The following is a 22,553-nucleotide window of genomic DNA, read 5'->3' as shown; positions in this document are numbered from 1 at the left end:
CTCTAGTCCCTTCCTTTCTTTTCATGGTGTAAAATGGCTTTCACAAATTCTTCCATTTCCGCATGTTTCAATGTCGTAATGGAGGTGAATCCTTCTTTTATCAATGCCTGTTTTGTTCTTTCTCCCATTGCATACACCATTTGCTTACGTTGCTTTGTCTGCTTTGCATATTGCTGAACACTAAAAGGACACGTCATTAAAACGCCATCATAATCCTCATCTTGTATTGAATGGGGCAGCTCTTCTATCGTATATAAAGGCACATAACTTACCTTACATTGTGTTTCTAATGTCTTTTGCAAATACGTATTTCCATTTACAGCTTTTGGCAGTAGGATATGATCCTGTTTTTGAACAGATGCTGTTAAAAGCTCTGCCATATGTTTACTGTCATGAATGTTTGGCATCAGATCGGCACATAAGCCATATTGTGCCAAAGCCTTTTTGGTTCCTTTTCCCATGACACAAAGTTTACACTGATAAAGAATACGACTGTCAAAACCTGCCTCCTGCAGCTGTTTCATGAGGATATGCACCACCTGCGCACTAGTAAACACGACATGGGTAAAAGATTGGAATGCTTCTTTTGTCCATGTATGTGCTATCGCTTTACAATACCCACATTGTACTTCCTCGCACCATGCTCCTTGCTCGCGTAATAGCTTTGCTGCTTGATGTTCTTCTTTCTGTACCTTGACTAGCAGATAGCGCTTTTGAAATAATGGTTTTTGTTCATAGAAACAAAGCTTTTCTCTTAGTTTAACTACCTCACCAATCACAATGATGGCAGGAGAAGATAAGGTATCAATGTCTTTTTGATGCAGTTCTGCCAATGTGGTCGTTAACACCTTTTGGCTAGGCATACTGACATGCGAACATATGGCCATTGGCGTAGCCTTCTCCATACCACATGCCAATAATTTTTCCACAAGCTGCATGGCTGAGCGCAAGCCCATCAAAAAAATCAGCGTATCCTTTGTTTTGGCTAGCTCCGCAAAGTTTAAATCGGCAAGGACATCTTTTTGTGAATGTGCGGTATATACGCGAAACCCATTGGTATATCCTCGATGAGTAACCGGAATCCCGGCATATGCCAAACCACCGATAGCAGAAGAAATACCGCAAACAACCTCAAAAGCAATACCTGCCTGTGCTAATGCCAGACCTTCTTCTGCCCCTCTGCCAAATACATAAGGATCTCCGCCTTTTAGACGTACCGTAACAGGATAGGTTCTCCCAGCATCTACAAGCAGTTTTTGAATCATCGCTTGCGGCATCGTATGCTTATGGTTCTCTTTCCCCACGTAAATTAGCTTACAATCTGCTTTGGCATAGGATAATAAGGAAGGATCAATTAAGCGATCATATAGAATACAATCTGCCTCTTCTATACAAGCCTTTCCTTTTAAACTTAATAATGCAGGATCACCACATCCTGCCCCAACCAGATATACTTTATTCATGTGATTGCACCGCCTTTATCAAATACTTCGCTGCTTCAAAGGGAAGCTGCTGTGCGTCTGTTAAAGGACGCCTCCAATGTAGATCACACATCTTACTACAATCCTCATTTCCATAAAGAGCATCAAACACGATTTCCTTTTCCGTGATCTTGCAATGCGCACCGACCGGCGTATGACATCCCCCATCGATTGCCTGTAAAAAGGTGCGTTCTATTTGAATTTCTTGATCAATATGTGTATTCGCCAAAGCATTGATCATGGTTAAAAGCGTGGTATCTTGTTCTTTGACCTCAATGGCCAAAGCCCCTTGTCCACAAGCCGGTATCATAGATGTGTAGGGGAAATATTCATAAGAAATTCCTTGTACTTGCAAACGTTTTAAGCCTGCGGCTGCTAAGACGATGCCATCAAGCTGCTGTTCTTCCATTTTTCTCAATCTGGTATCCACATTCCCCCGTATCCCCACAACGGATATATCCGGACGCAGTTTCATTAGTTGTACCTTACGGCGTTTACTGCCGGTGCCAATTTTCGCCTGAGGTCCTAATTCATGAAACGTTGTCTTGGTACGGGATATAAAAACATCTCGTGCATCTTCGCGAAGAAGCGTTTTAGTAAAACATAATCCTTTGGGTAATTGGGTTGGCATGTCCTTTAAACTATGTACTGCCATATGAATCTTTCCTGCTAACAAAGCTTCTTCTATTTCCTTCACAAAAATGCCCTTGGCATCCATTTGATCTAATGCCACATGCTGTTGAAGATCCCCCTTTGTGGCAATGATCTGTAACGTGAAACTATGCTGGGGATAGGTGTTTTGTAATAAAGTGCGAACTTGTTCACTTTGGGCAAGGGCTAAGGCACTGCCTCTGGTTCCTATGATATATCGCATATGTCATCCTCCTTTAAGAATAGCTGCTCTACCATTGCCGCATATTGTTCCTGATCTTCTTCCTGCAGCTGTTTTAAAGAAAGAATCGGTTCTTTTACCATACGCAAAAAAGAAGTTTCCAGCACTTTCTTCATCATGCGTTCCTCATGTGGCTGTAAAGATAATTTCTGTTTTAATAATTCATACGTATGCTGTGCCTGTTGTTTGCTGTATGTTTGTAAGGAAGCTATCGCTTTATCAACCTGTACATGGCACAGCCATTCCATTAAAGAATCCACACGCTGTACCATATCCCCATAGGCCAGGCGCATTCTTTTTTGCCGTTCTTTGCTATGCTCATCAGCGATGATTTGCAAATCATCTAGATTACAGAGATGATGATTTTCATCTTTTATGGTCTCATCAATATCCCTGGGAGAAGCCAGATCCATGAGATATTGTTCTTTCTCTGTGAGAGGATACGCTTCTTTTTTAATGATAACATGCGGACTTGCCGTTGCTGAAATGATCATATCACAATCCTTTATACAAGAATATCGTTCTTCAAAAGGTACAATCGGCAGCTTTTCCTTTCCTTCCTGTAATTTTGATGCATGAGCTAAGGTACGACTACATAGCCAAAGATCCGCTTTTACATCCTTAAGATACATAAGCATCAGCTGTGCCATTTCCCCACTTCCGATCAAAAGAATTTTCTTTCCTTGCAACGTTGTTTGCTGTGTTAAATATGTATAGGCAAGATAAGCAATCGATGTGGATATTTCGCTGATGCGATATGTCTGTTTTATTTGTTTGATGCAGGAAAAGCAAGTTTGTAAGATGCGATGCAGCTCTTTGCGACATGCTCCTGCCTGATTGGCAAATGCATATGCTGTTTTCATTTGCCCAAGAATCTGATCTTCTCCAAGGATCATAGAATGATAGCCCCCACATACTTCAAACAAATATAGTAGGGCTTCTTTTCCCGTTTTAACAAAGACATCTTCACGAGCAATGGTTTTCGCCATCTTCACAAATAAGGTGATCGCCTGATGCAGTTGTTGCTTTTCTTCATAGACAATATACAACTCACTGCGGTTGCATGTTGTCACACTCATTGCTTGTAGGATTTTGCTATCTAGTAGTTCATCATAAAGCTGTAATTTTTGCGTATCGCTAAAGGATGCCCCTTCACGTTTTTGAATGGAGGTTTTTTGATAACTGATACCGATTACACCAAACTTCATATGTTTACACCTCACTTTCTACATTATAATAAAATTGAATGTGATATTCAATGAAAGAGGGCATCCATAAATTCTTATGAAGCATCCATAAAAATATCTTATGCTACAGGTGTAGCTTTTTATGTTCTCTGCGAAAAAACAAAGACCTGAAAGATAGCCCAAATTAAGCACCCTGATTCGCCGATATGATCAAAGATAAAGGAATGATGCAGAAACAAAGGAAACATCTAAAAAAAGCACTCTTTCTTTATCTAAAAAAAGAGTGCCTGCGTATAAAATCCGTAATCCTTATCCGACAAATCCACCATCAACGGATAATACAGCACCTGTGATATAGGAGGCCATATCACTGGCTAAAAACAATATCGCATCGGCAATATCTTGCGGTTCACCTAAACGTTGTAATGGGACATTGGCAGCCATCGCCTGAATGATTGTCTGATCTAACGCCTTTACCATATCGGTACTTGTAATGCCGGGAGCAACGGCATTCACACGTATGCCATCTTTGCCTAACTCTCTGGCTAAGGATTTCGTCATTCCATTCACGGCAAACTTACTCGTTGGATAAGCACTGCCCGAACGCTGTCCATAAAGCGATACCATGGAGCTGACATTGATAATCACACCTTTTCCTTTTTCCTTCATAACCGGTGCAACTAAACGTGATAAACGAAATACTGCATCAACATTAATTTTTAAGACATCCATAAAATGATCATCATCATAGGCATAAATAGAGGTAGCATCGGATACACCTGCATTATTCACCAAGATATCCACACTGCCAAACTTTTCTGTAACATCCTTTAACATGGCCTGTACTGCCTCAACATCATGCAGATCAGGATGATAGCCTTTAACAGGATACGTATGATCCTCTTCCATCAGCAATGCCATTGCATGATCTACCGTTTCTTGACGTGATCCCAGCATTGCGACCTTTGCGCCATTTTGTAAAAAACTACGCACCGTTTCAAAACCAATACCACGTGTACCTCCGGTTACGATAACTACTTTTTCTCTTAATGATGTAAATTGATCCATAGGTATAAAACCTCCCTTATTTTATAACCAAACTATAGCATATAACCTTTTCTATCACAAACAAAACACAACTCCTATGCAAAAATAAAGACAAAAGATAACCATTGTATAGCTATGGCATAACGATGATCCTATTCATAGGATATGTATCAGATATTGCCCTTATACCGTTTTTCAAACAATCCAAACAAAGAATCCTATTAACCATGTAACCCGTCTGCTTCCTGTAGGTTCCATTCTCACTGATTTATGTTATAATATCACCATGCCAAATTTTAAACAAAAGCTTTTACTTTACTTCGCTACGATATCCGTGAGTACCTTGCTGATATCTAATCTAGCCGCTATAAAGCTATGGAATTTTTTTGGTATTGCTGTTGATGGAGGTGTCGTTGTCTTTCCACTCACTTATATCATAGGTGATTTGATTGTGGAATTCTATGGAAAAAAGATTGCCAAAAATATTATTGTAGCTGGTTTTCTTATCAATATTCTAGCCATCATCGTATTTTATATCGTCATTGCTTTACCGGCATATGATGGTTGGAACATGCAGAATGCATATGCCAGTGTATTCGGCTTTACACCACGAATCATTCTTGGTTCGCTGCTCGCATATGTTTGCAGCAATCTATTGAATAACGTTATCTTCATGAAGTTAAAGAATCACGATGGCATATTTGCCAAAAGTTTTATTGCCAGAGCGTTAGGCTCTTCTGCATTTGCTCATATCCTGGATGTCTTCATCTTTGAAACAATCGCGTTTCTGGGTGTCCTGCCGTTCCATGAATTTCTGGCACAAGCGATATTTGCTTATGTACTCGGCATCAGCTTTGAAGTTATCTTCTCCCCAGCTGAGGCCATCATCGCAAAAAGTTTAAAAGGAAGAATGATAGAATGACAGAATACAAAAACAACAATACATTTAGCTTTGAAATCGTCAAAAAGATACCTGGAAAACTAGGAAGAGCAGGTATCATTCACACACCGCATGGAGATATTAAGACACCTGCTTTCATGTGCGTCGGCACAAAGGGTGAAGTCCGGTTTTTATCCATGCAGGATTTGCATGCTATTCAGGCACAGGCAATGCTGAGCAATGGATATCATCTGCGCAATGTTTCAGAAGAAATCCAAGCACAGAAAGGATTGGCCGCATGGTCTGGATGGAATGGACCTACTTTGACCGATTCTGGAGGATTTCAGGTTATGTCCTTAGGCTCCGGTTTAGGAAAAGTCGTCAGTATGGATCGAGAAAAAGAGGTTATCAATACTGATCCTAAGGATCGTTTAGCTATCGTAAGTGAAGATGGGGTACAGTTTCATGATCCTTTCACTGATCAGGATGATTTTATCGGTCCAGAGGAATCCATGCAAATTCAATGTCGCATCGGTGCTGATATTCATATGGCTTATGATGAATTAACTTCACTGGCAGATAGTTATGAATATAACGTCGAAGCTTTAGCACGAACGGAACGCTGGGCACTGCGCAGTTTAGCAGAACATAAAAAACACCGAGATGATTTAGGCTATCGTCAATCGCTTTATGGTGTTTTACAAGGTGGACGTTGGGAAGATTTACGACGTTCTACCGCACAAAAGTTTGCCAAGATGGATTTTGACGGTTATGGTCTGGGCGGTGCTTTTCTAAAAGAAAGTTTAGGTGAAATTCTGACCTGGTGCTGTGAAGAATTACCTGAAAACAAGCCTCGTCATTTGCTTGGCTTATCTCATCCGGACGATATTCTCATTGGCGTAGAAATGGGGGCCGATACTTTTGATTGTGTTGCCCCAACACGTGAAGCAAGACATGGCAGGATCTATACGACCCATGGATATTATAGCTTATCAAAATTTGCGGATAGTGAAGAACTATTGGATCAAGGCTGTGATTGTCCGGTATGTAAAGCAGGTTGGACACGCGGACAGTTAAGAGCCCTCATGAAATCAGAAAAACAAGAAGACAAGCATACATATTATAATCTGGCATCGATGCATAACCTGCGTTTCATCATTCGCTTAACAGAGCAAGCACGCCAAGCGATTCTGGATGGTACATATGCCGAATTTAAAGAAAACTTTTTAAAGAACTACTACCACAGATAAACAGACAGTTGTATCTAAGATACGATTGTCTTTTTTACTGCCTAAAAATCATGTGCAAGGTTATTCGATAGGTGTATAAAAATTAGGCACCTTAACTAGAAAAGCAAAAACAAGATAAAAGAAAGCTATTTTATGAAAAACCGAAACAATTTCCTTTTTTATATCATCATATTATTAAAGAATACTTACTATTGTTATAATTTCTTCCTAATTTTCACCATAAAACCATGCTATGCTATAATGGTAAGGAAAAGAGTGGAAAAAATGAAAAATACTTTAAATAAAAAACGTTACCTGTGCATCCTTCTTTGTGCTTTACTAATCATTGCCCTATCCGTTGCCGGCTATATATGGTTCAGTATGCCACGTATTCACTTTACGCAGAACCCGATAACTCTGGAAGTGAAAGAAACCTATTCTGCTAAAGCTTTCATCAAAAAGATCGATCATGGTTCACTTCAGGATGTACATGTAGAAACAAACATCGACACGACAAAACTTGGCAATCATCAAATAACCTATACTATAGATGGTCATACATTCACCCTTGATTATATCGTAAAAGACAGCAAACCACCTGTTGTAGTAGCGCAAGATCAAAAAATAAGCATTGGTGATAAGGTAGCACCTGAGGATTTTATTCAAAAAATTGATGATGCTACGAAAACAACAGCTCGTTTTGCAAAAGCATATTCCTTTACAAAACTTGGCAAACAAACCGTTCAAATCATCGTCGAAGATGAAGGAAAAAACCAGACAACGGTAAAGGCTGTTGCAAATATTCTAAAAAAAGATACACAGCCACCTGTTTTTACCGGAATTTTAGATATGACCATCCAAAAAGGTGAGAAGCCTGACTTCAAAAAAGGCGTAGAAGCAATTGATGATCGTGATGGTAAGATTAACTTTACCATAAATAAAAATAACTTTGACGCAAAACAACCCGGACGTTATAGCATAACGTATCAGGCAATAGACAAAGCCGGTAATAAGACAGAAATAAATCGTACCGTCATCGTGCAAGAAAAAACATCTGGAAAAATCATCTATTTAACAATTGATGATGGACCTAGTGCAAACACACCAAAGGTATTGGAAATATTAGACCGTTATCATGTAAAAGCGACCTTTTTTGTTACAGCGCAATGCCCTTCCTATCTTGGCTATATCAAAACAGCATATCAAAAAGGCCATGCCATTGGACTACATACCTATTCACATGATTATGGAGCTCTTTATGCTAGCGAATCCGCTTATTTTAAAGATTTACAAAACATAAGTGATGTTGTGAAACAACAAACCGGCTTGACACCAAACATTATCCGCTTCCCTGGAGGCAGTAGTAACACGGTTTCTTCAAACGTCCCCGGGTTAATGACACGCTTAGCAAAAGCAGTTCAAGAAAGAGGCTATCAATATTATGATTGGAATTCCAGCAGCGGCGATGGAAATTCGGCTTTGCCGAGTGCATCTTTGATTCAAGAGGCAACATCTTATGGCGGGGCATCTCCATTGATGATGCTAACGCATGATCATCCAGGATCCCAAGCAAGTGTAGAAGCCTTACCTGCGATCATTGAATATTATCAATCCCTTGGCTATACCTTTAAAACCGTAGATAGTAGTGTTTCTGGATTTCACCATGGCATTAATAATTGATTCTATAGTAATACCTTAGTAGCTTATTAGTAATCATATAGTTAAAAAAGCATCTTATCGTATCATTCCCTGTAACTATCAATGGGAATTCTACATGATGAGATGCTTTTTACGTATCATTTATGATAATAAACCAAGATGAGTTGCTTTTTTACGTATCGTTTATGACAATAAACCTAAGTCATATTTCCACTTTAAAATACGACGCAGGGAGGCATCAATCTGCTCTTCCTGAATTTCTTTCTTTTTCACTGCTTCTAGAACGGCCGGCAACTGTACGCGATAATTACTGCAAATTAATAAATCATTACCTGCTTTGACAGCACTTACGGCCACACTAGCATCATCACTATATTGCGTAATTGCATCCATAGCCAGATCATCGCTCATTATAACGCCTTGAAATTTCAGCTGCTCACGTAATATCCTATGGACCTTTGCAGATAACGATGCCGGATGTTTAGCATCCATGCACTTTACAATATTATGGGAAACTAAAACACTATCTGCACCTGCCTGTATCCCGGCGCTAAAAGGGATAAAATCACTATTTTCAAAAGTTGCCATAGAACGTTTATCAATTGCTATACCGGTGTGCGTATCCACATTGTTTCCATAGCCAGGAAAATGCTTTAAACAAGAACCAATGTGATTCTTCTTCATCGTATGAACTACGGTTTTCACATAGTTCGCTGTTTCATGTGCGTTCTTGCCGAAAGATCGTGCATATATAAAATCCTCTGTATGTGTCGAAACATCTGCCACTGGTGCTAAATTCACATTAATGCCCATGCCTTTTAATAATTCTGCCTTTTCCTTAGTATCAGAAATAATCAGCGGCATACCACCTTCTTGATATAAATCCTGTGGTGACCAAAATGGAACTTCACGAAAATAAGTACTCACCCGATTCACAGTTCCCCCTTCTTCATCAACCCCGATTAACAAAGGAACTTTTGCTTCTTTCTGATAAGCGGTGAGCTTTGCCACAACATCTTGATAGTTTTGATCTTTGAAATCTCTGTCGAATAAAATATATCCGCCTAAATGATATGTATCCACATCCTCTATAGAATACATGTCTGGACAGCGGACAAAGAAAATCTGTCCGACTTTTTCTTCGATACTCATAGAGGCAATAATCTTATCGATAGCCACTTCTTTTTCGGTTTTTTCTTCCTGTTGCTTTGCGACCTTCTTCACGACACATTGAAGAGCAATCAAATGCTCTTTTTCTTTTCGGTAAGTAATACTTACTTCTTCATCCAGTAACAACGTATCCGTACCTTCCATCTTCATTTGTTCACGATCAAATCGCTTTTCTTCATCTTGATTCTTCACCATGATACTATTGGATGTCAGATCTTTAATAACACCTGTAAATTCATAAGTTTTATTAACCTCACTGTTATTCTCTGTATCTTTCTGCTTCTCTGGCTCTTTTTTATGAACATTTGTATTTGTAGAACAACCACCAAGTAATAACACACATGCAAATAAACCACATAAGATTCGTTTTTGCATAAGCTTACCTCCCATTAGATTTATGATATTAGTATAGCGTACTCTTTTTTACAAAAGTAAAATTCTTACATCTTTTCATCAAAAAAAGATGACCTATCCCAGGATAAATCATCATTCTAATAGTTATATACATCTGCTTCTTCCAATTTCACATTCTTCCTTGGTACCATATCCTAAGCAACTACCAGTTCATAAGTCGTGTGATGATAATAAAACTTATAGGATAGCATATAGAAGTACTGTGTGTTTATCGAAAGTTTAATCGTAAGATAGCATATAGAAGTACTGGACGTTTATTAAAAGTTTAATAGTAAAATAGCATATAGAAGTACTGCGTGTTTATCAAAAATTTAATCGTAAGATAGCATATAGAAGTACTGCGTGTTTATCAAAAGTTTAATCGTAAGCTGACATGTAGAAATACTGTGTGTATATAAGAAGTTTAATAGTCAGATAACGTAATCTCAATTATATAACTTTAGCATAATAAAACTGCTGACTTTTCCTTTGCATATGGAGTCAACAGTTTGAACGATGTTAGAAATACTATTAATTTTGTAATAAAATATCCAGTTTACTTTGCAGTGTATTCACCATTGTTTTAATATCTTCATCCGTGGATAAAAGACGTCGTATTTCACTATCCGCAACAGACATTGCCTGATCATAATCTGAAAATTTATTCACTGGTATAGCATGTTCCATTGTTTTATTGAAGAAATCTAGCTTAAAAGCACTTTCTCCTGGTGTATCTTCTTGCAGATAACGACTTACCGTCTTTGAATTGGTAATGTCTTTTAGTACAGAAACTCCTTGTGAATAAGCAAAGATATCCTCCTGCGTTGTTTCATCATAGGATAACATTTTTAAGAATTCCCATGCGAGGTCTTTATGCTGTGAGGTTTTTGCCATTCCCATCAACAAGGTATCAAGTTCCGATACATTATCTCCTTGAGGCCCTGCTGGCATAGGGATGCATTCCCATTCAAAGCTGCTATATTTCTTGACACGCCAAGGATAGGGTTTATATGTGCGGTATTCACTAAAACGCATAGGGCAGAAAACAACCTGTCCCTTATCAAACATTTCGCTCGTTGGTGTCATGCCTTGATTTAGTTCTTCTAATCTTCTGGTGAATTCTATCGCCTCATATACCCGCTCATCACTTAAAGTTGCTTTTGTACCTTCCGCATAAAATACCGTAGCTCCATTTGAGGCAACTGCATTTTGCCAGCCATAACCATAAACACCAAACTGATCTAATGCGCCATCCTCATTCGTATCTTTTGTCACCCTGCGGCAGATATCATAGAAATCGGCCCATGTCCAGTCATCTGATGGAAGAGAAATACCTTCTTTTTCCAACAAGGTACGATTGACATACATTAATGTTGGTACACTTTCATAAGGGAGTGCATATTGTTTCTTCTGATAAGTTCCGGATTGATAGGATGGTGTAAAGTATGCCGCTTTATCGAATGCATCATCCTTATGAATATAGCTGTTCAAATTTTGCATGATGCCGATATCAGAAAATGTAGATAAATCATTTGATCGTATCATAAATACATCAGGTAAATTGCCTTTTAAAGCCTGTTGCGAGAGCCATTCAGAGTAATCACTTTTCTGTAGACCACTGACATATTCTACCTTTACATTAGGATGTTTACGTTCAAAGCGTTCCACAACTTCATCAATGATCTTATAGCTTTCGCCATTGGGCACATCCCAATTACTGCCGGCAAACATGCCAAACGTCAATGTGATTGGCTTATTTTTCTGATAGGTCATATATAATAAGATTGACACGATCAACAAAAAGGCAGCCGCAACGGCTATAACCTTCCGTTTCATGCTTCTTTTCCTCTATGGATATACCAGATAGCCAGTTGTGTACGATCACGCAGCTGCAGCTTATCCAAAATAACACTGAGATAATTGCGTATCGTACCTTCTGTGAATTTTAATATTTCAGCGATTTCTTTATTCGAAAGTCCTTGTGATACTTGTTGAATGATTTTCCATTCCGTATCGCTTAAATTCGGTAAGTCTTCATCATGAATACGTTCTGCCACGATATTGTTTTTTGCCATTTCTGAAAAGATCTTGGTCACTTTGCTGGCAACATTCGGATTAAAGATAGCTCCTCCTTGCAGAACGGTTTTAATTGCGGAGGTCAATTCATCTAAAGATACCCCTTTTAATAAATAACCACTTGCCCCATATTTTAAGGCCGAGAAAATATATTCATCATCATCAAATGTCGTTAATACAATAACCTTAATTTCAGGATATACTTCTTTGACAAATTTGGTACATTGCACACCATCCATATCCGGCATACGAACATCCATTAAAATAATGTCCGGTATATGACGGCGTATGCTTTCGACTACTTCTTTTCCACTCCCTACTGTATCAATTACTTCAAATTCATTATTGGTACTTAGGATGATTTTTAAGCTTTCACGAATCAATTCCTGATCATCTGCAATTAAAATCTTAATCATATTCTAAACCCTCCCGAATTGGTATTTCAGCGATAATGATAAACCCACTGGAACCATAAAAACGTATATTCCCTTTTAATAACTCAATGCGTTCCTGCATATGATGAAGACCAAAGTCTGGTTTGATGTTTTCACATCCTATACCATTATCTTCTATTATTAATATTAACGTGTTTTCTTCCTTTGCGATAGAAATATATATTTTCGTCGCATGTCCATGGCGAACCGCATTGGTCATTCCCTCTTGAATAATACGATAGATGACTTCTTCTTCATCAGAATCAAAGGTTAACTTAGGTAAATGACAGACAAAGTGAATCGTCACATCCGTAATTTCCTGAAATTCCTTGATCATCTTATCAATTGCCACTTTCAAGGTATAATGTTCTAAGGCATCCGGTCGCAGCTTATCAACCGAGCGACGAACATCTTTTAAGCCTCTTCTGGCGGTTTCACTTAATACACTTAATTGCTTACGTGTGGCTTTGGGATCCAGTTCACAGGTCAGCACACAGGCATCTAAGCCAACGGATAGCCCCGTCAAAGTATGCCCCAGTGTATCATGGATTTCTCTGGCTAAACGATTTCGTTCTCTTGTTTCTCCCATTTTTTCACGTATATCGGCATATTCTTTCAGTTGTTCATTTAAGCTTTGTAATTCTTCATTCAATGCTAAGAAACGCTTGTTTTCATTGATCTTATCTTGAACCAGAAAGACCATGTAGATGATAAAAACAATGATATTCAGACTGGCTAGGGCATTTTGAACACTTAATAAGAGTGATTTGACAAAGGAATTATAACAGTTGATATAATCATAGAAGGATGTCATGGAAACACGAGCCGATAAGAAATCATAATTAGCACCTAAATAAAACGTAACCAATACAACCACAAAGAAGAAACGATAGGTATTGGAAGTAATATAGGTTAATAAATCAGCCATCATCAGCAACAATATGGAATTGGAACTGAAATATAGTCGTTCCATGATCAATAGACATAAGCCTGACTCAACCAGAAAACAAAGCACCAGCTGCCATGTTTCAAAATGTAGTTTTAAACGCAGACGCATCACGATCAATAATGCCACAAAGGCTGTAATTGATAAGATCATACTATGCATAGGATCTTTCGGTAAATAATCAATCATCGATAAAAAGGTCCTTGCCTCTTGCATATCACAGATACGTTTGGTTGTGATATAAATAATCGAACTGATAAAGACAATCATCGTGAAATTCAGAAAGCACATGATGAAGTAGGTATAGCGCAGTCTGTTTTCCATAAGTTGTTTACGTAACATACTATTGCCACCCTTCTAATGAATATTTCCCGACGTTTTTTTGTGTGATGATGGTCACTGGAATACGCTGAAGTTTTTCTATTTTCTCATGATTGCGAATCTTATAAACAGCTTCTGCCGCCATTTTTCCTAATGTCTTTGGTGATTGAGCAACCGTTGCCTGCATGATATGCTCTGATATCAGTGTCTTGGTTTCCGGTGTGCCATCTACGCCATATACGAATACATCTTTTAATTTGCCTTGATCTTGCATGGCTGCCAGAGCACCTAATGCACTTGGATCATTTAAAGCCATTACCACATCAAAAGATACATCCTTTTCCAAGAACTTTTGCATAAGCGGCATTGCAATCTCTAATTGACCATCACATTCAATGCGTTCGACAATACGATAATTGGGATCATTTTTAATCGTATCGATAAAGCCCTGAATGCGCTGAACAGCAGAATATGCTGTACTATGTTGTAATAAAACGATATCTGCTTTTTTCTTATATTTCATCATATCTTTTGCACACTGGACACCGGCATCATAATTATTTGACATTACACTGTAAGTAATTAAGTCACTGTCCATGACTTCACTATCCACAGCAATGACCGGGATACCGGCTTTTTTGGCTGCTTCAAGGGAGGAAGTTAAGCCGTTGAAATCAACAGGATTGACAATGATCGCTTGGACATTCTGATCAATGAGGTATTGTATTTGTTGTTTTTGTTTTTCTAAGTCTAAGGCAGGATCAAGACTGATTAACACATCACCATTCGCTTCGACTACATTATGTATTTCTTCATCAATGATACTAAAGAAAGGATTGTTAAGTGTCATGTAGGTAGCACCGATTTTCAGAGGCTCCTTACTGCGATAGACAAAGGAAGTTTTACTGGCTTTACTAAAGATACTGATGCCTGCCGCCACAAACACCATTAAAAACAAAAAAATGATAGCCGTTTTCAATGCGCCCTTCATTTTTGACATACGTACCCTTCCTCCTGACTGTTTTTCCTTATTATATCATATTCTAAAGCATTCCTACCGCAATTTCCAGAGTGAAAAAAGATATCTGCCGGAATTTTCACAATGAGAAAAAGGAATGACATTTCTTAATTTGTTTGTTGGTGAAATGAAAACAACGAGAGCGTTTATATTAGTATGCCATTGCAGTGATCGATTTCATGTTGAATAATTTGTGCAGTCCTATCATGAAAGGTCTTAATCTTTATGTTCATATGTTCATCTTGATATCGTACCTTGATACGGCGATAGCGTCTTGTTTGGCGAATTCCGCTGATGGACAGACATTGTTCTTGCGCCAGATAAGTTTCTTTTGATGTTTTGATGATTTCCGGATTCAGCATGACCCAATGAAATCCTGTATCAATATCCACAAAAGCAATGATTCGCTTGAATATGCCAATCATGTTGGCAGCCATGCCTACACACCTATCTTCATGTGCTTGCAGTGTTTCCAATAGATTTTTTGCCACCCATAGATCTTTTTCTGTTGCTGGCTCACTTGTTTTCTGTAATAGTATGATATCGTGATTGATTTCGCTAATCATTTCGTTCTCTCCTTTCGGTTTCCTTTTTAAGAAAAAGCCACTCCTTTTCATTTTATGATAAAACACATTAAGCCCGCTTTTGTATAAGCGATTGCGTTTAGAGCACCTTAGATGTTTTTCTCGGAAGGAAAAAGTGATGTTTCTCCATGTTAAAAACATAAGAAAAAACAAGCCACTCTCTCATCATTGACTTGTTTCTTCCTGCTTCATAATTGTATGAAACACTCGCATGTAATTGAATGAACGGTGTAATCTCAGAGAATAAGGCATGACCCCGTGTGTAATGTGTGAAGGGTTTCATGTTTATTCAAAAAAGGATTGTATGGGGTCTTATATTATGATAATTAGTGAAAGGAAATCTTAAGAAAACCATTGAATGTTACCAGCAGACATCTGATTTTCGTATCCTTATTCCTGATATGCCCCATCCACCAATGTAGTGTAGATTTAAAAGAGACTTATACTTTAAATCTAGTTGTTCCACAATACCATAGATGTTTTGTTTGATGTAGATCTACACTGCAAACAATCATTCTACTATTGCACTTATATTGTATACAACCAGGTAAAGAATTGCAACTTTCTTTTGTCACATAATTTTCATGACATTTGTTAGTCATATGTGACAAATGTTAGTTTTCAACGCTATTTAGCGCAAATTTCTTATTTCTTTTCATCGAGCTTAAAGTTTTGGACCCAGCTGTCGAATTTTTCTTTCGTGATTCCATCATCGCCGTTTTCCAATTCATCTTTGACCTTACCTTTTTCCACATAATACAAGGAAGGCGTACTATCCATGGTTTTAAAGTAAGATTGAATCTTTTTAATATTGCCGCTGCGATCCGGATTAGGGTCTTTGTCAATGACAACATCGTATACGATCACATGGTGCTTTGGTAAATATTCATCCAGCATATCGCGAAATTTCTCACAATGTGCACACCAGCTTTGGGTAAATACGATTACAAAATCTTCTTTATTTTTCATTTTCTTTTCCATATCTGCTACGGAAATCGTGCGTAAGGCACCTGGTGTTTCATCTCTTGTATAACCGCCGCATCCACTTAGCAGCAAAAGAAAGCATAACGTCGTAATGTACATAATTTTTTTCATAAAAACCTCCATATGCCGCTCTTTAAGCGGTACAACACCTCTGGATGTTCTTTAATAGTATAGCCATTTTTGATAAAAAAGTAAACAGATGACAACACTTTCTCATTTTCCAAATTTTATCGCAATCTAATTTAGAAAGGCTATGCATTAGAAAATTCCTTTCTTTCGCATAGCCTTTATTTTCGTTATTCTTCCTTTTGTTTCGGCAATTCCACACGGATACGTTCAATACGATGATTTCTGATTTCTAACATTTGAAATTGTATACCATTCCAATATAAGGTTCCACTTTCCCCATCTTCAGGGATACAGCCTAACTGATCTAAGATGAAACCACCAATCGTATCATACTTCTCATTCTCAATATTTATTTGCAGTGCTTCATTCAAATCTTCGATGGGCATCCTACCATTGATTTCATAGACATTATCATACAATTTGCGTAACATCATCGCTTGCGCATCATCATATTCATCTTCGATTTCTCCCATGATTTCTTCTACGAGATCTTCCATGGTCACAATACCGGACATGCCTCCGTATTCATCAATCAGAATCGCGATATGTTGATGCAACTTCTGCATCTCTTGAAATAAATCATCGATATTTTTTGTTTCAGGAACAAAATACGGCTTTCTTAATATCTTACGGATATCCACAAAAGCAAAACCATGTTGATATGCTTGCGTAAAATAATCTTTAATATTTAAAATACCGATCACATTATCAATAGATTCTTCATATACCGGTATTCGAGAATACTGCATTTCCATCAGAACGTGTACATATGCATCCTTGGGATCATCTATATCAATACAAAATACTTGTGTTCTAGGTGTCATGATTTCATTAGCCAAGATCTCATCAAATTCAAAAACCCCATCCATCATTTCTGCCGCAGCTTCATCAAGCACACCCTTTTCACGACTATCTTCTAGCATACTGCGAATCTCTTCACGCGATAAAGATTCTTCCACATGTTCATCTTGTATGCCAAACAAACGTAAAACAAGCGTGGTAGATACCGAGAGAATCTTAATGATAGGGTACGCTACTTTACTAATTATCAAAATCGGCTTAGCACAAAACATGGAAAAGCTTTCCGCCTTTTGAATAGCCATTCGTTTGGGTACCAATTCACCAAAGATAAGCGTGATAAAAGAAATAAGCATCGTGATCAACACCACGGCGATCGTATTGGCCTGGGGAATGCCCCAACGCTGTAATACTTCAGCAAGCGAACTTGAAATTCCCGTTGCCGCACTTGCGGAATTGAAAAAGCCGGATAACGTGATGGCAATCTGAATCGTAGATAAGAAATTCGTAGGTGCATCCATCAGCTGTTCAACTAACCTAGCCTTTTTATTTCCATCTTGAGCCAGGCGTTTGATTTTTCCTTTATTAACAGAAACAATGGCCATTTCACTCGCTGCGAAATAGGCATTTGTCATTGTTAATATCACCATTAAAATCAATTGTAACGTAATAGAGGTCCCTGCGGGGTCTGTGTCCATAAATTAAAATCGCTCCTTTTCTAAATTATATTATGGTCTTGATTGTAACAGAAGTTCTTCCATTTGTGAATATTCCTTTGTTAAGTTTTGGTTAATTAAAAAGATGCCACCATTTCTTTTGTTAAATCTTTTATTATCGCCACGGCAAGTTTGACAGCATTTTGATAATCTTTTAATGTTGTATAACCATAACTGCTGTGAGCATAACGAACTGGAATCCCAATTACGATGGTTGGAATGCCTCGCAAATGCGTATGAGAAATGGCTCCATTGGTGCCGCCACCGCTGCGTACGCTTTCCTGTACCGGTATGTGATGACGTTTTGCCACATCCAAGGCAAAGCGTTGAAAACGTGGATTGGTAATCATAGAACAATCAAAATGACGTAACATCGGTCCTTTTCTCAATGCGCTTTGAATCATATAGCTTTCTTCAAAGGTATCATCTGCAGGACATCCTTCAAAAGCGATCATAACATCACAATGGATGTTTTGAATAGCACATTTCATGCCCCGCTCGCCAACTTCTTCTTGTGCTGATATCGTCCCTTGTACTGCTACATCCATACTCTGCACCTGATGCATCGTTTCAATCAAAGCGGCACAGCCAATGCGGCAGTCAAAGGCTTTTCCCATAAAGATATCGTGACGCTCATCATAGGAACATAAAACATTGGGTACGGCAAAACAGCCTATCTGTATACGATAAGATTCTTGCACTTCCTTTAAGCTGGTAGCTCCTACATCAATGAGCAAATCATCAAAAGCGATGGCTTTTCCTTTTTCACTCTGTTTCATAAAATGTGGAGGTTTGCTGCATACGATGCCTTGTACGATTTCACCGTCTACATTGCGAATAAGCACACTATTCCCAACGATGTTTTTCGCTTCCCAACCGCCTAAGGGTAGAAAGCGCAGCATCCCATCCTGACGTATGGCCTGGATGATAAAACCAACCTCATCCCCATGGGCATCAAGATGAATGATCGGTTTTTCTTGCTTCGTGTTGCTTGTCGATGAATAAATGTATAAGTTGCGCATATGATCCTCTTCACAATGAAAAGCACTACACTCTTCACGTACCAATGCGATTACATCATCTTCCATGCCACTTGGTCCAAAGGCATTACTTAAGGCCTTGATTCGCTCTATTTCATTCATGCTGTATTCCTCTTTTCTTTTTTTATACTTACAAAATATTGTAGCATATGCGAAGTCTTTGGAAAAGTAAGATGTTGCATCACTATGGTTTCCCTTTTTATTGACAGACATCCAAACACAGGCTACAATAAAAGCAATAAGAAATGGCGTGGTGATGAACATGAGCAAATAATCTATTGTAGAAAACGAATGTTTTTTTCAATGGATGATTTGCTTTTTGTATGCGCACATGTATGTAAAGAAATATCGATAATTTTTCTCTAGCTTTTATTTTTTGTCATGGTTAAGTGAGCATAAAATCAAAAGAAAAACGTAATTCATCCATTGTGCTTTATTGTACTAAGAAAGAAGAGGAATGACGTTATGAAACAAATTGCAGTTATCTTATATGAGGGATATTGCCTGTGTGAAATCACCGTAGCTTTAGAAATGCTTCGTATGGCTGACATCCCCGTTACTTATTTTGGTGTTGAAAAGAAAGCATATCGCAGTGAAGAAGGCATAGTATTGCAATGTGAACATACCCTTGATGAATTGGATGTTGATGATTATGATGGCATCTTGTTGTCGGGATTTATGGAAGAGAACCCTACTATATTAAAGAATGAACTTCTTAAAGAAAAATTGCGCATATTTGATCAACAGAAAAAAGTCATTGGGGCTATTTCCATTGCTCCTTTACTTTTATACAATGCCGGCATTCTAAAAGATCGCCCATTTATGTGTGCCATGAACAAACAAGATCTTGTTGAAGAAGGTTACGCTTTAAGCTGTTTACAGAATATGATCGATTGGGATGCATGTTGTGCTGAAGAAGATCTTAAATTTATCCGTCATGAGCATATCATCACCAGTGTGATCTATGGATTTCGTGAGTGGGCTATGGAAATAGGCAGAATGCTAGATATTCCCGTTTATCCTAAATCATTTGGATTATAAAGGCAGCAAAAAACTTCATCTATGTAAGAAAATGTGTCATTCGTCCTGTAAAGGCATTGTGACACATTTTTATATTCCTTCAAGTAATTTCGAAGTACTGATTAATCAAGGGTTCTCGATAATACTATTTAAAATGTCGTTTAAAAGAGGCTATTTATTGAGTTGCCTTATAATGCTAAAGAAGCCTCTTTCAATTTAATGGTTATTTGGTAGAAACCATTTAAATAGTTTAACAGCAACTTATTAAAAAGCACTTACTTAGGATATCGCAAACATAACAAAAAAACCTCACATTTGTGAGGTTATCTTTTTTAATGGCGCCTTAAACAGGACTTGAACCTGTGACCTGCCGGTTAACAGCCGGATGCTCTACCAACTGAGCTATTAAGGCACTTATCAAGTGCTTAATTATAATATCATAAAGTTAGTTTTTTGACAATATCTTTTTTAGCAAAAATAGCAGAAAAAGCTTCATGTGGAATGCTTCCTTGCAAGTGTTTTTTTACTTCCATCTTTTTTCCAATCTTACTTAATTTTTTATGAATTCCGTTTTGTGCTATCATAAAAACTTTTAGCGTGTTCTATCGATTGCTTTTCTAGCAGATAAGAATTCTTTCATTGCGCTATGAAAAAGAGGCTTAATAGCCTCCTTCACTTGCTTCATTTTGCATCAATTGAACTCCGGCACTGGTTCCGATACGATCAGCACCTGCTGCAATCATCTCATCCATATCTGCACGACAACGTACACCGCCAGCTGCTTTAACTTTACAGTTATCTTTTACGGTATCCTTCATCAGCTTCACATCTTCTGGTGTTGCACCTCTTGTAGAAAAACCAGTGGATGTTTTCACAAAGGTTGCCCCTGCTTCTACACAAAGCTGGCAAGCCTTCACAATTTCTTCCTCACTTAATAGGCATGTTTCCAAAATTACCTTGACACAGTGTCCATCTGCCGCTTTAACAACAGCAGCCACATCATCACGAACAGCATCATAATGATGTGCCTTCATTTCACCGATATTCATTACCATATCAATTTCTTCTGCCCCATCGGCAATGGCATTGCTTGTTTCAAAAGCTTTTGCTTTCGTACTCATTGCGCCTAGTGGGAAACCTACGACCGTACAAACCTTAACATCACTATCGTTTAATAGTTTCGCACAATAAGCTACCCAATACGTATTTACACAAACACTCGCAAAATCATATTTCTTAGCCTCTTCACACAATACCTGGATCTTATCCTGTGTAGCATCCGCTTTCAATAAAGTGTGATCGATATATTTGTTCATTTTCATAAGAACATCCTCCTACTTATCACTTTAAGTATAGCATTTTCCCTCTGAAACGAAAACCTGATTTTATTGTTTCTCAGCTATAACGACTATCCTTGTTTCTTTGGGCTTTTTTAATTGCTGTTTTACGTTTCCAATATAATTGCAAGAATGGGTTTTGATATAGCGCTATCGTAAGCTTTAACAATAATCCATAACGCAATAACTCCAACACGATAATGCAAAGTATGGAAGGCAGTTGATACTGTTGACTTTGAAAAGTCTGCCATACTTGAGGGAGTTCTTGCAGCAGATGGATACTTTCACAAAGCCATGCAAGCATGATTAGAATGCGACAGGAAGAACTGTACATGAACATGGCAACACCTGCAAAAGACCATAGCAACGACGTAAAAAGAATAGCTAACAGGAAAAACCGCTGCACATATTGTAACCCATCTATGTCCGTAGGAAAACTTAGTTGCATGATGAATAAAAACAGTAAGAAGCCTATCAACGTCCCCAATAAAATCATGACAAGATAAAACGTATAGCGATGTAAAAAATGCTGTGCTCTTATAAAAAGACGATTATCCTCTTCCATATGGACCAGAGATACTTCTTGTAACACTTGGTTTAAGACTTCATCTTCTTGTCTTTCTTCCTCCTCTTCTGGCTGCGTTATTGCCATCCTTCTATCTGCTTTTTTCCATATACTGACAATATGTGGATCGCGATAGAGATAGCAGACGCAACAAAAGGTGATGAGGTACTTACTGATCATCAATAAGGTGAATAAGATCCGCAACGTCGTAGCTTCCCAGCCAGACAGGCTGAGCTGATAAAAAGCAGGCAGTGCCGATAGAAAATACAGAGAGAGGATCGCACATAGGGTGAACAGTAGGCGCGCAATCTTTCTACCCTTTTGCAATGACCTGACGATAAACAGCCATAATATCCCTTCCATGAGTAAACGTATCATGTATCTTTTCTGTGGCTCTTGGAAGCGAATTGGAAATAGTTCTTTCAATAGCATGACTTGTAAAACGGCATAGCATATGTAAAACAATAGAAAAAGCCAAGTAAATAAGCGCAGCTGCGTTTTTATCTTCTTCTGATATCTTGTTGTATCCTTTTTCTCATGCATATGCATCACCTGTATTTATTATACATGAAAGAAAGTAGGCGATAGTCATTAAACTACCGCCCCTTATCAAACCGTACGTGCCCTATTAAGGCATACGGCTTACC

20 protein-coding genes and 1 tRNA gene are annotated in these 22,553 nt (G+C 38.2%); 4 read left to right on the top strand and 17 right to left on the bottom strand.

The genetic code is table 11. From position 1 onward, the window contains the following. Positions 1-2: 2 nt before the first annotated feature. The 4 genes from cobA to ACESSZ_RS08475 all read right to left on the bottom strand — a co-directional run bounded on the left by cobA (position 3) and on the right by ACESSZ_RS08475 (position 4,628). Positions 3-1,463: a uroporphyrinogen-III C-methyltransferase gene (cobA, locus tag ACESSZ_RS08490; RefSeq protein WP_008689930.1), complete on the bottom strand. Its 1,461-nt coding sequence runs from the start codon at positions 1,461-1,463 to the stop codon at positions 3-5. Beyond that, entirely contained in the window at positions 1,456-2,355 is a 900-nt protein-coding gene (gene hemC, locus ACESSZ_RS08485; RefSeq protein ID WP_120173380.1) for a hydroxymethylbilane synthase, read from the bottom strand. The genes cobA and hemC overlap by 8 nt, the downstream gene beginning before the upstream one ends. Beyond that, positions 2,340-3,581, bottom strand: a complete 1,242-nt coding sequence (gene hemA, locus ACESSZ_RS08480) for a glutamyl-tRNA reductase (protein WP_117548395.1) — start codon at positions 3,579-3,581, stop codon at positions 2,340-2,342. The genes hemC and hemA overlap by 16 nt, the downstream gene beginning before the upstream one ends. 288 nt (positions 3,582-3,869) lie before the next feature. Then, the gene (locus ACESSZ_RS08475) at positions 3,870-4,628 is read right to left on the bottom strand and encodes an SDR family NAD(P)-dependent oxidoreductase (RefSeq protein ID WP_117548394.1); all 759 of its coding nucleotides are present in this window, start codon (positions 4,626-4,628) and stop codon (positions 3,870-3,872) included. A 265-nt stretch (positions 4,629-4,893) separates the two neighbouring features. On the opposite strand from ACESSZ_RS08475, the gene ACESSZ_RS08470 reads away from it, so the two are divergent. From ACESSZ_RS08470 to ACESSZ_RS08460, 3 genes are all read left to right on the top strand, one after another. Continuing rightward, positions 4,894-5,529, top strand: a complete 636-nt coding sequence (locus ACESSZ_RS08470; protein ID WP_499842751.1) for a queuosine precursor transporter — start codon at positions 4,894-4,896, stop codon at positions 5,527-5,529. Beyond that, positions 5,526-6,737, top strand: coding sequence for a tRNA guanosine(34) transglycosylase Tgt (tgt, locus tag ACESSZ_RS08465; RefSeq protein ID WP_008979688.1), 1,212 nt, complete (start codon positions 5,526-5,528; stop codon positions 6,735-6,737). Before ACESSZ_RS08470 ends, tgt begins: the two co-directional genes overlap by 4 nt. 264 nt (positions 6,738-7,001) lie before the next feature. Beyond that, positions 7,002-8,396 (top strand): polysaccharide deacetylase family protein, encoded by a 1,395-nt coding sequence (locus ACESSZ_RS08460; RefSeq protein WP_331866906.1) that lies wholly within the window; start codon positions 7,002-7,004, stop codon positions 8,394-8,396. A gap of 162 nt (positions 8,397-8,558) precedes the next feature. On the opposite strand, the gene ACESSZ_RS08455 is transcribed toward ACESSZ_RS08460, so the two are convergent. The 9 genes from ACESSZ_RS08455 to ACESSZ_RS08415 form a co-directional block, all read right to left on the bottom strand. Further along, positions 8,559-9,920 (bottom strand): glycoside hydrolase family 3 protein, encoded by a 1,362-nt coding sequence (locus ACESSZ_RS08455; RefSeq protein ID WP_008689938.1) that lies wholly within the window; start codon positions 9,918-9,920, stop codon positions 8,559-8,561. Between the two features lie 549 nt (positions 9,921-10,469). Further along, on the bottom strand, positions 10,470-11,774 hold the full coding sequence (locus ACESSZ_RS08450; protein ID WP_008689940.1) for an ABC transporter substrate-binding protein: 1,305 nt from the start codon (positions 11,772-11,774) through the stop codon (positions 10,470-10,472). Next, a complete protein-coding gene (locus tag ACESSZ_RS08445; protein WP_008689942.1) occupies positions 11,771-12,430 on the bottom strand; it encodes a response regulator transcription factor in 660 nt (219 codons plus the stop codon). Before ACESSZ_RS08445 ends, ACESSZ_RS08450 begins: the two co-directional genes overlap by 4 nt. Beyond that, complete coding sequence (locus tag ACESSZ_RS08440; RefSeq protein WP_499842750.1) at positions 12,423-13,736, bottom strand: sensor histidine kinase; 1,314 nt, start codon at positions 13,734-13,736, stop codon at positions 12,423-12,425. The genes ACESSZ_RS08445 and ACESSZ_RS08440 overlap by 8 nt, the downstream gene beginning before the upstream one ends. Before the next feature lies 1 nt (position 13,737). Beyond that, positions 13,738-14,715, bottom strand: coding sequence for a sugar ABC transporter substrate-binding protein (locus ACESSZ_RS08435; RefSeq protein WP_008689947.1), 978 nt, complete (start codon positions 14,713-14,715; stop codon positions 13,738-13,740). Between the two features lie 164 nt (positions 14,716-14,879). After that, positions 14,880-15,299: a peptide deformylase gene (locus ACESSZ_RS08430; RefSeq protein ID WP_008689948.1), complete on the bottom strand. Its 420-nt coding sequence runs from the start codon at positions 15,297-15,299 to the stop codon at positions 14,880-14,882. Positions 15,300-15,962: 663 nt separating this feature from the next. Next, on the bottom strand, positions 15,963-16,412 hold the full coding sequence (locus tag ACESSZ_RS08425; RefSeq protein WP_008689949.1) for a thioredoxin family protein: 450 nt from the start codon (positions 16,410-16,412) through the stop codon (positions 15,963-15,965). Positions 16,413-16,597: 185 nt separating this feature from the next. Continuing rightward, on the bottom strand, positions 16,598-17,926 hold the full coding sequence (locus ACESSZ_RS08420; protein WP_008689950.1) for a hemolysin family protein: 1,329 nt from the start codon (positions 17,924-17,926) through the stop codon (positions 16,598-16,600). A 95-nt stretch (positions 17,927-18,021) separates the two neighbouring features. Next, positions 18,022-19,086: a M42 family metallopeptidase gene (locus tag ACESSZ_RS08415; RefSeq protein ID WP_499842749.1), complete on the bottom strand. Its 1,065-nt coding sequence runs from the start codon at positions 19,084-19,086 to the stop codon at positions 18,022-18,024. Positions 19,087-19,449: 363 nt separating this feature from the next. Between ACESSZ_RS08415 and ACESSZ_RS08410 the strand changes: the two genes are divergently transcribed. Beyond that, positions 19,450-20,025, top strand: a complete 576-nt coding sequence (locus ACESSZ_RS08410; protein ID WP_008689952.1) for a DJ-1/PfpI family protein — start codon at positions 19,450-19,452, stop codon at positions 20,023-20,025. A gap of 315 nt (positions 20,026-20,340) precedes the next feature. On the opposite strand, the gene ACESSZ_RS08405 is transcribed toward ACESSZ_RS08410, so the two are convergent. The 4 genes from ACESSZ_RS08405 to ACESSZ_RS08390 all read right to left on the bottom strand — a co-directional run bounded on the left by ACESSZ_RS08405 (position 20,341) and on the right by ACESSZ_RS08390 (position 22,449). Next, positions 20,341-20,416, bottom strand: a tRNA-Asn gene (locus ACESSZ_RS08405). Between the two features lie 25 nt (positions 20,417-20,441). Further along, positions 20,442-20,588, bottom strand: a complete 147-nt coding sequence (locus tag ACESSZ_RS08400) for a hypothetical protein (protein WP_017144552.1) — start codon at positions 20,586-20,588, stop codon at positions 20,442-20,444. Positions 20,589-20,663: 75 nt separating this feature from the next. Then, a complete protein-coding gene (deoC, locus tag ACESSZ_RS08395) occupies positions 20,664-21,326 on the bottom strand; it encodes a deoxyribose-phosphate aldolase (protein ID WP_008689953.1) in 663 nt (220 codons plus the stop codon). Between the two features lie 73 nt (positions 21,327-21,399). Next, entirely contained in the window at positions 21,400-22,449 is a 1,050-nt protein-coding gene (locus tag ACESSZ_RS08390; protein WP_008689954.1) for a hypothetical protein, read from the bottom strand. Positions 22,450-22,553: the final 104 nt, after the last annotated feature.

Origin of the sequence: Eubacterium sp. 3_1_31 (genome assembly GCF_964249515.1) — a bacterium.
Lineage (GTDB): Bacteria > Bacillota_I > Bacilli_A > Erysipelotrichales > Erysipelotrichaceae > Longicatena > Longicatena caecimuris.
This window is presented reverse-complemented; position numbering and strand designations above follow the sequence as displayed.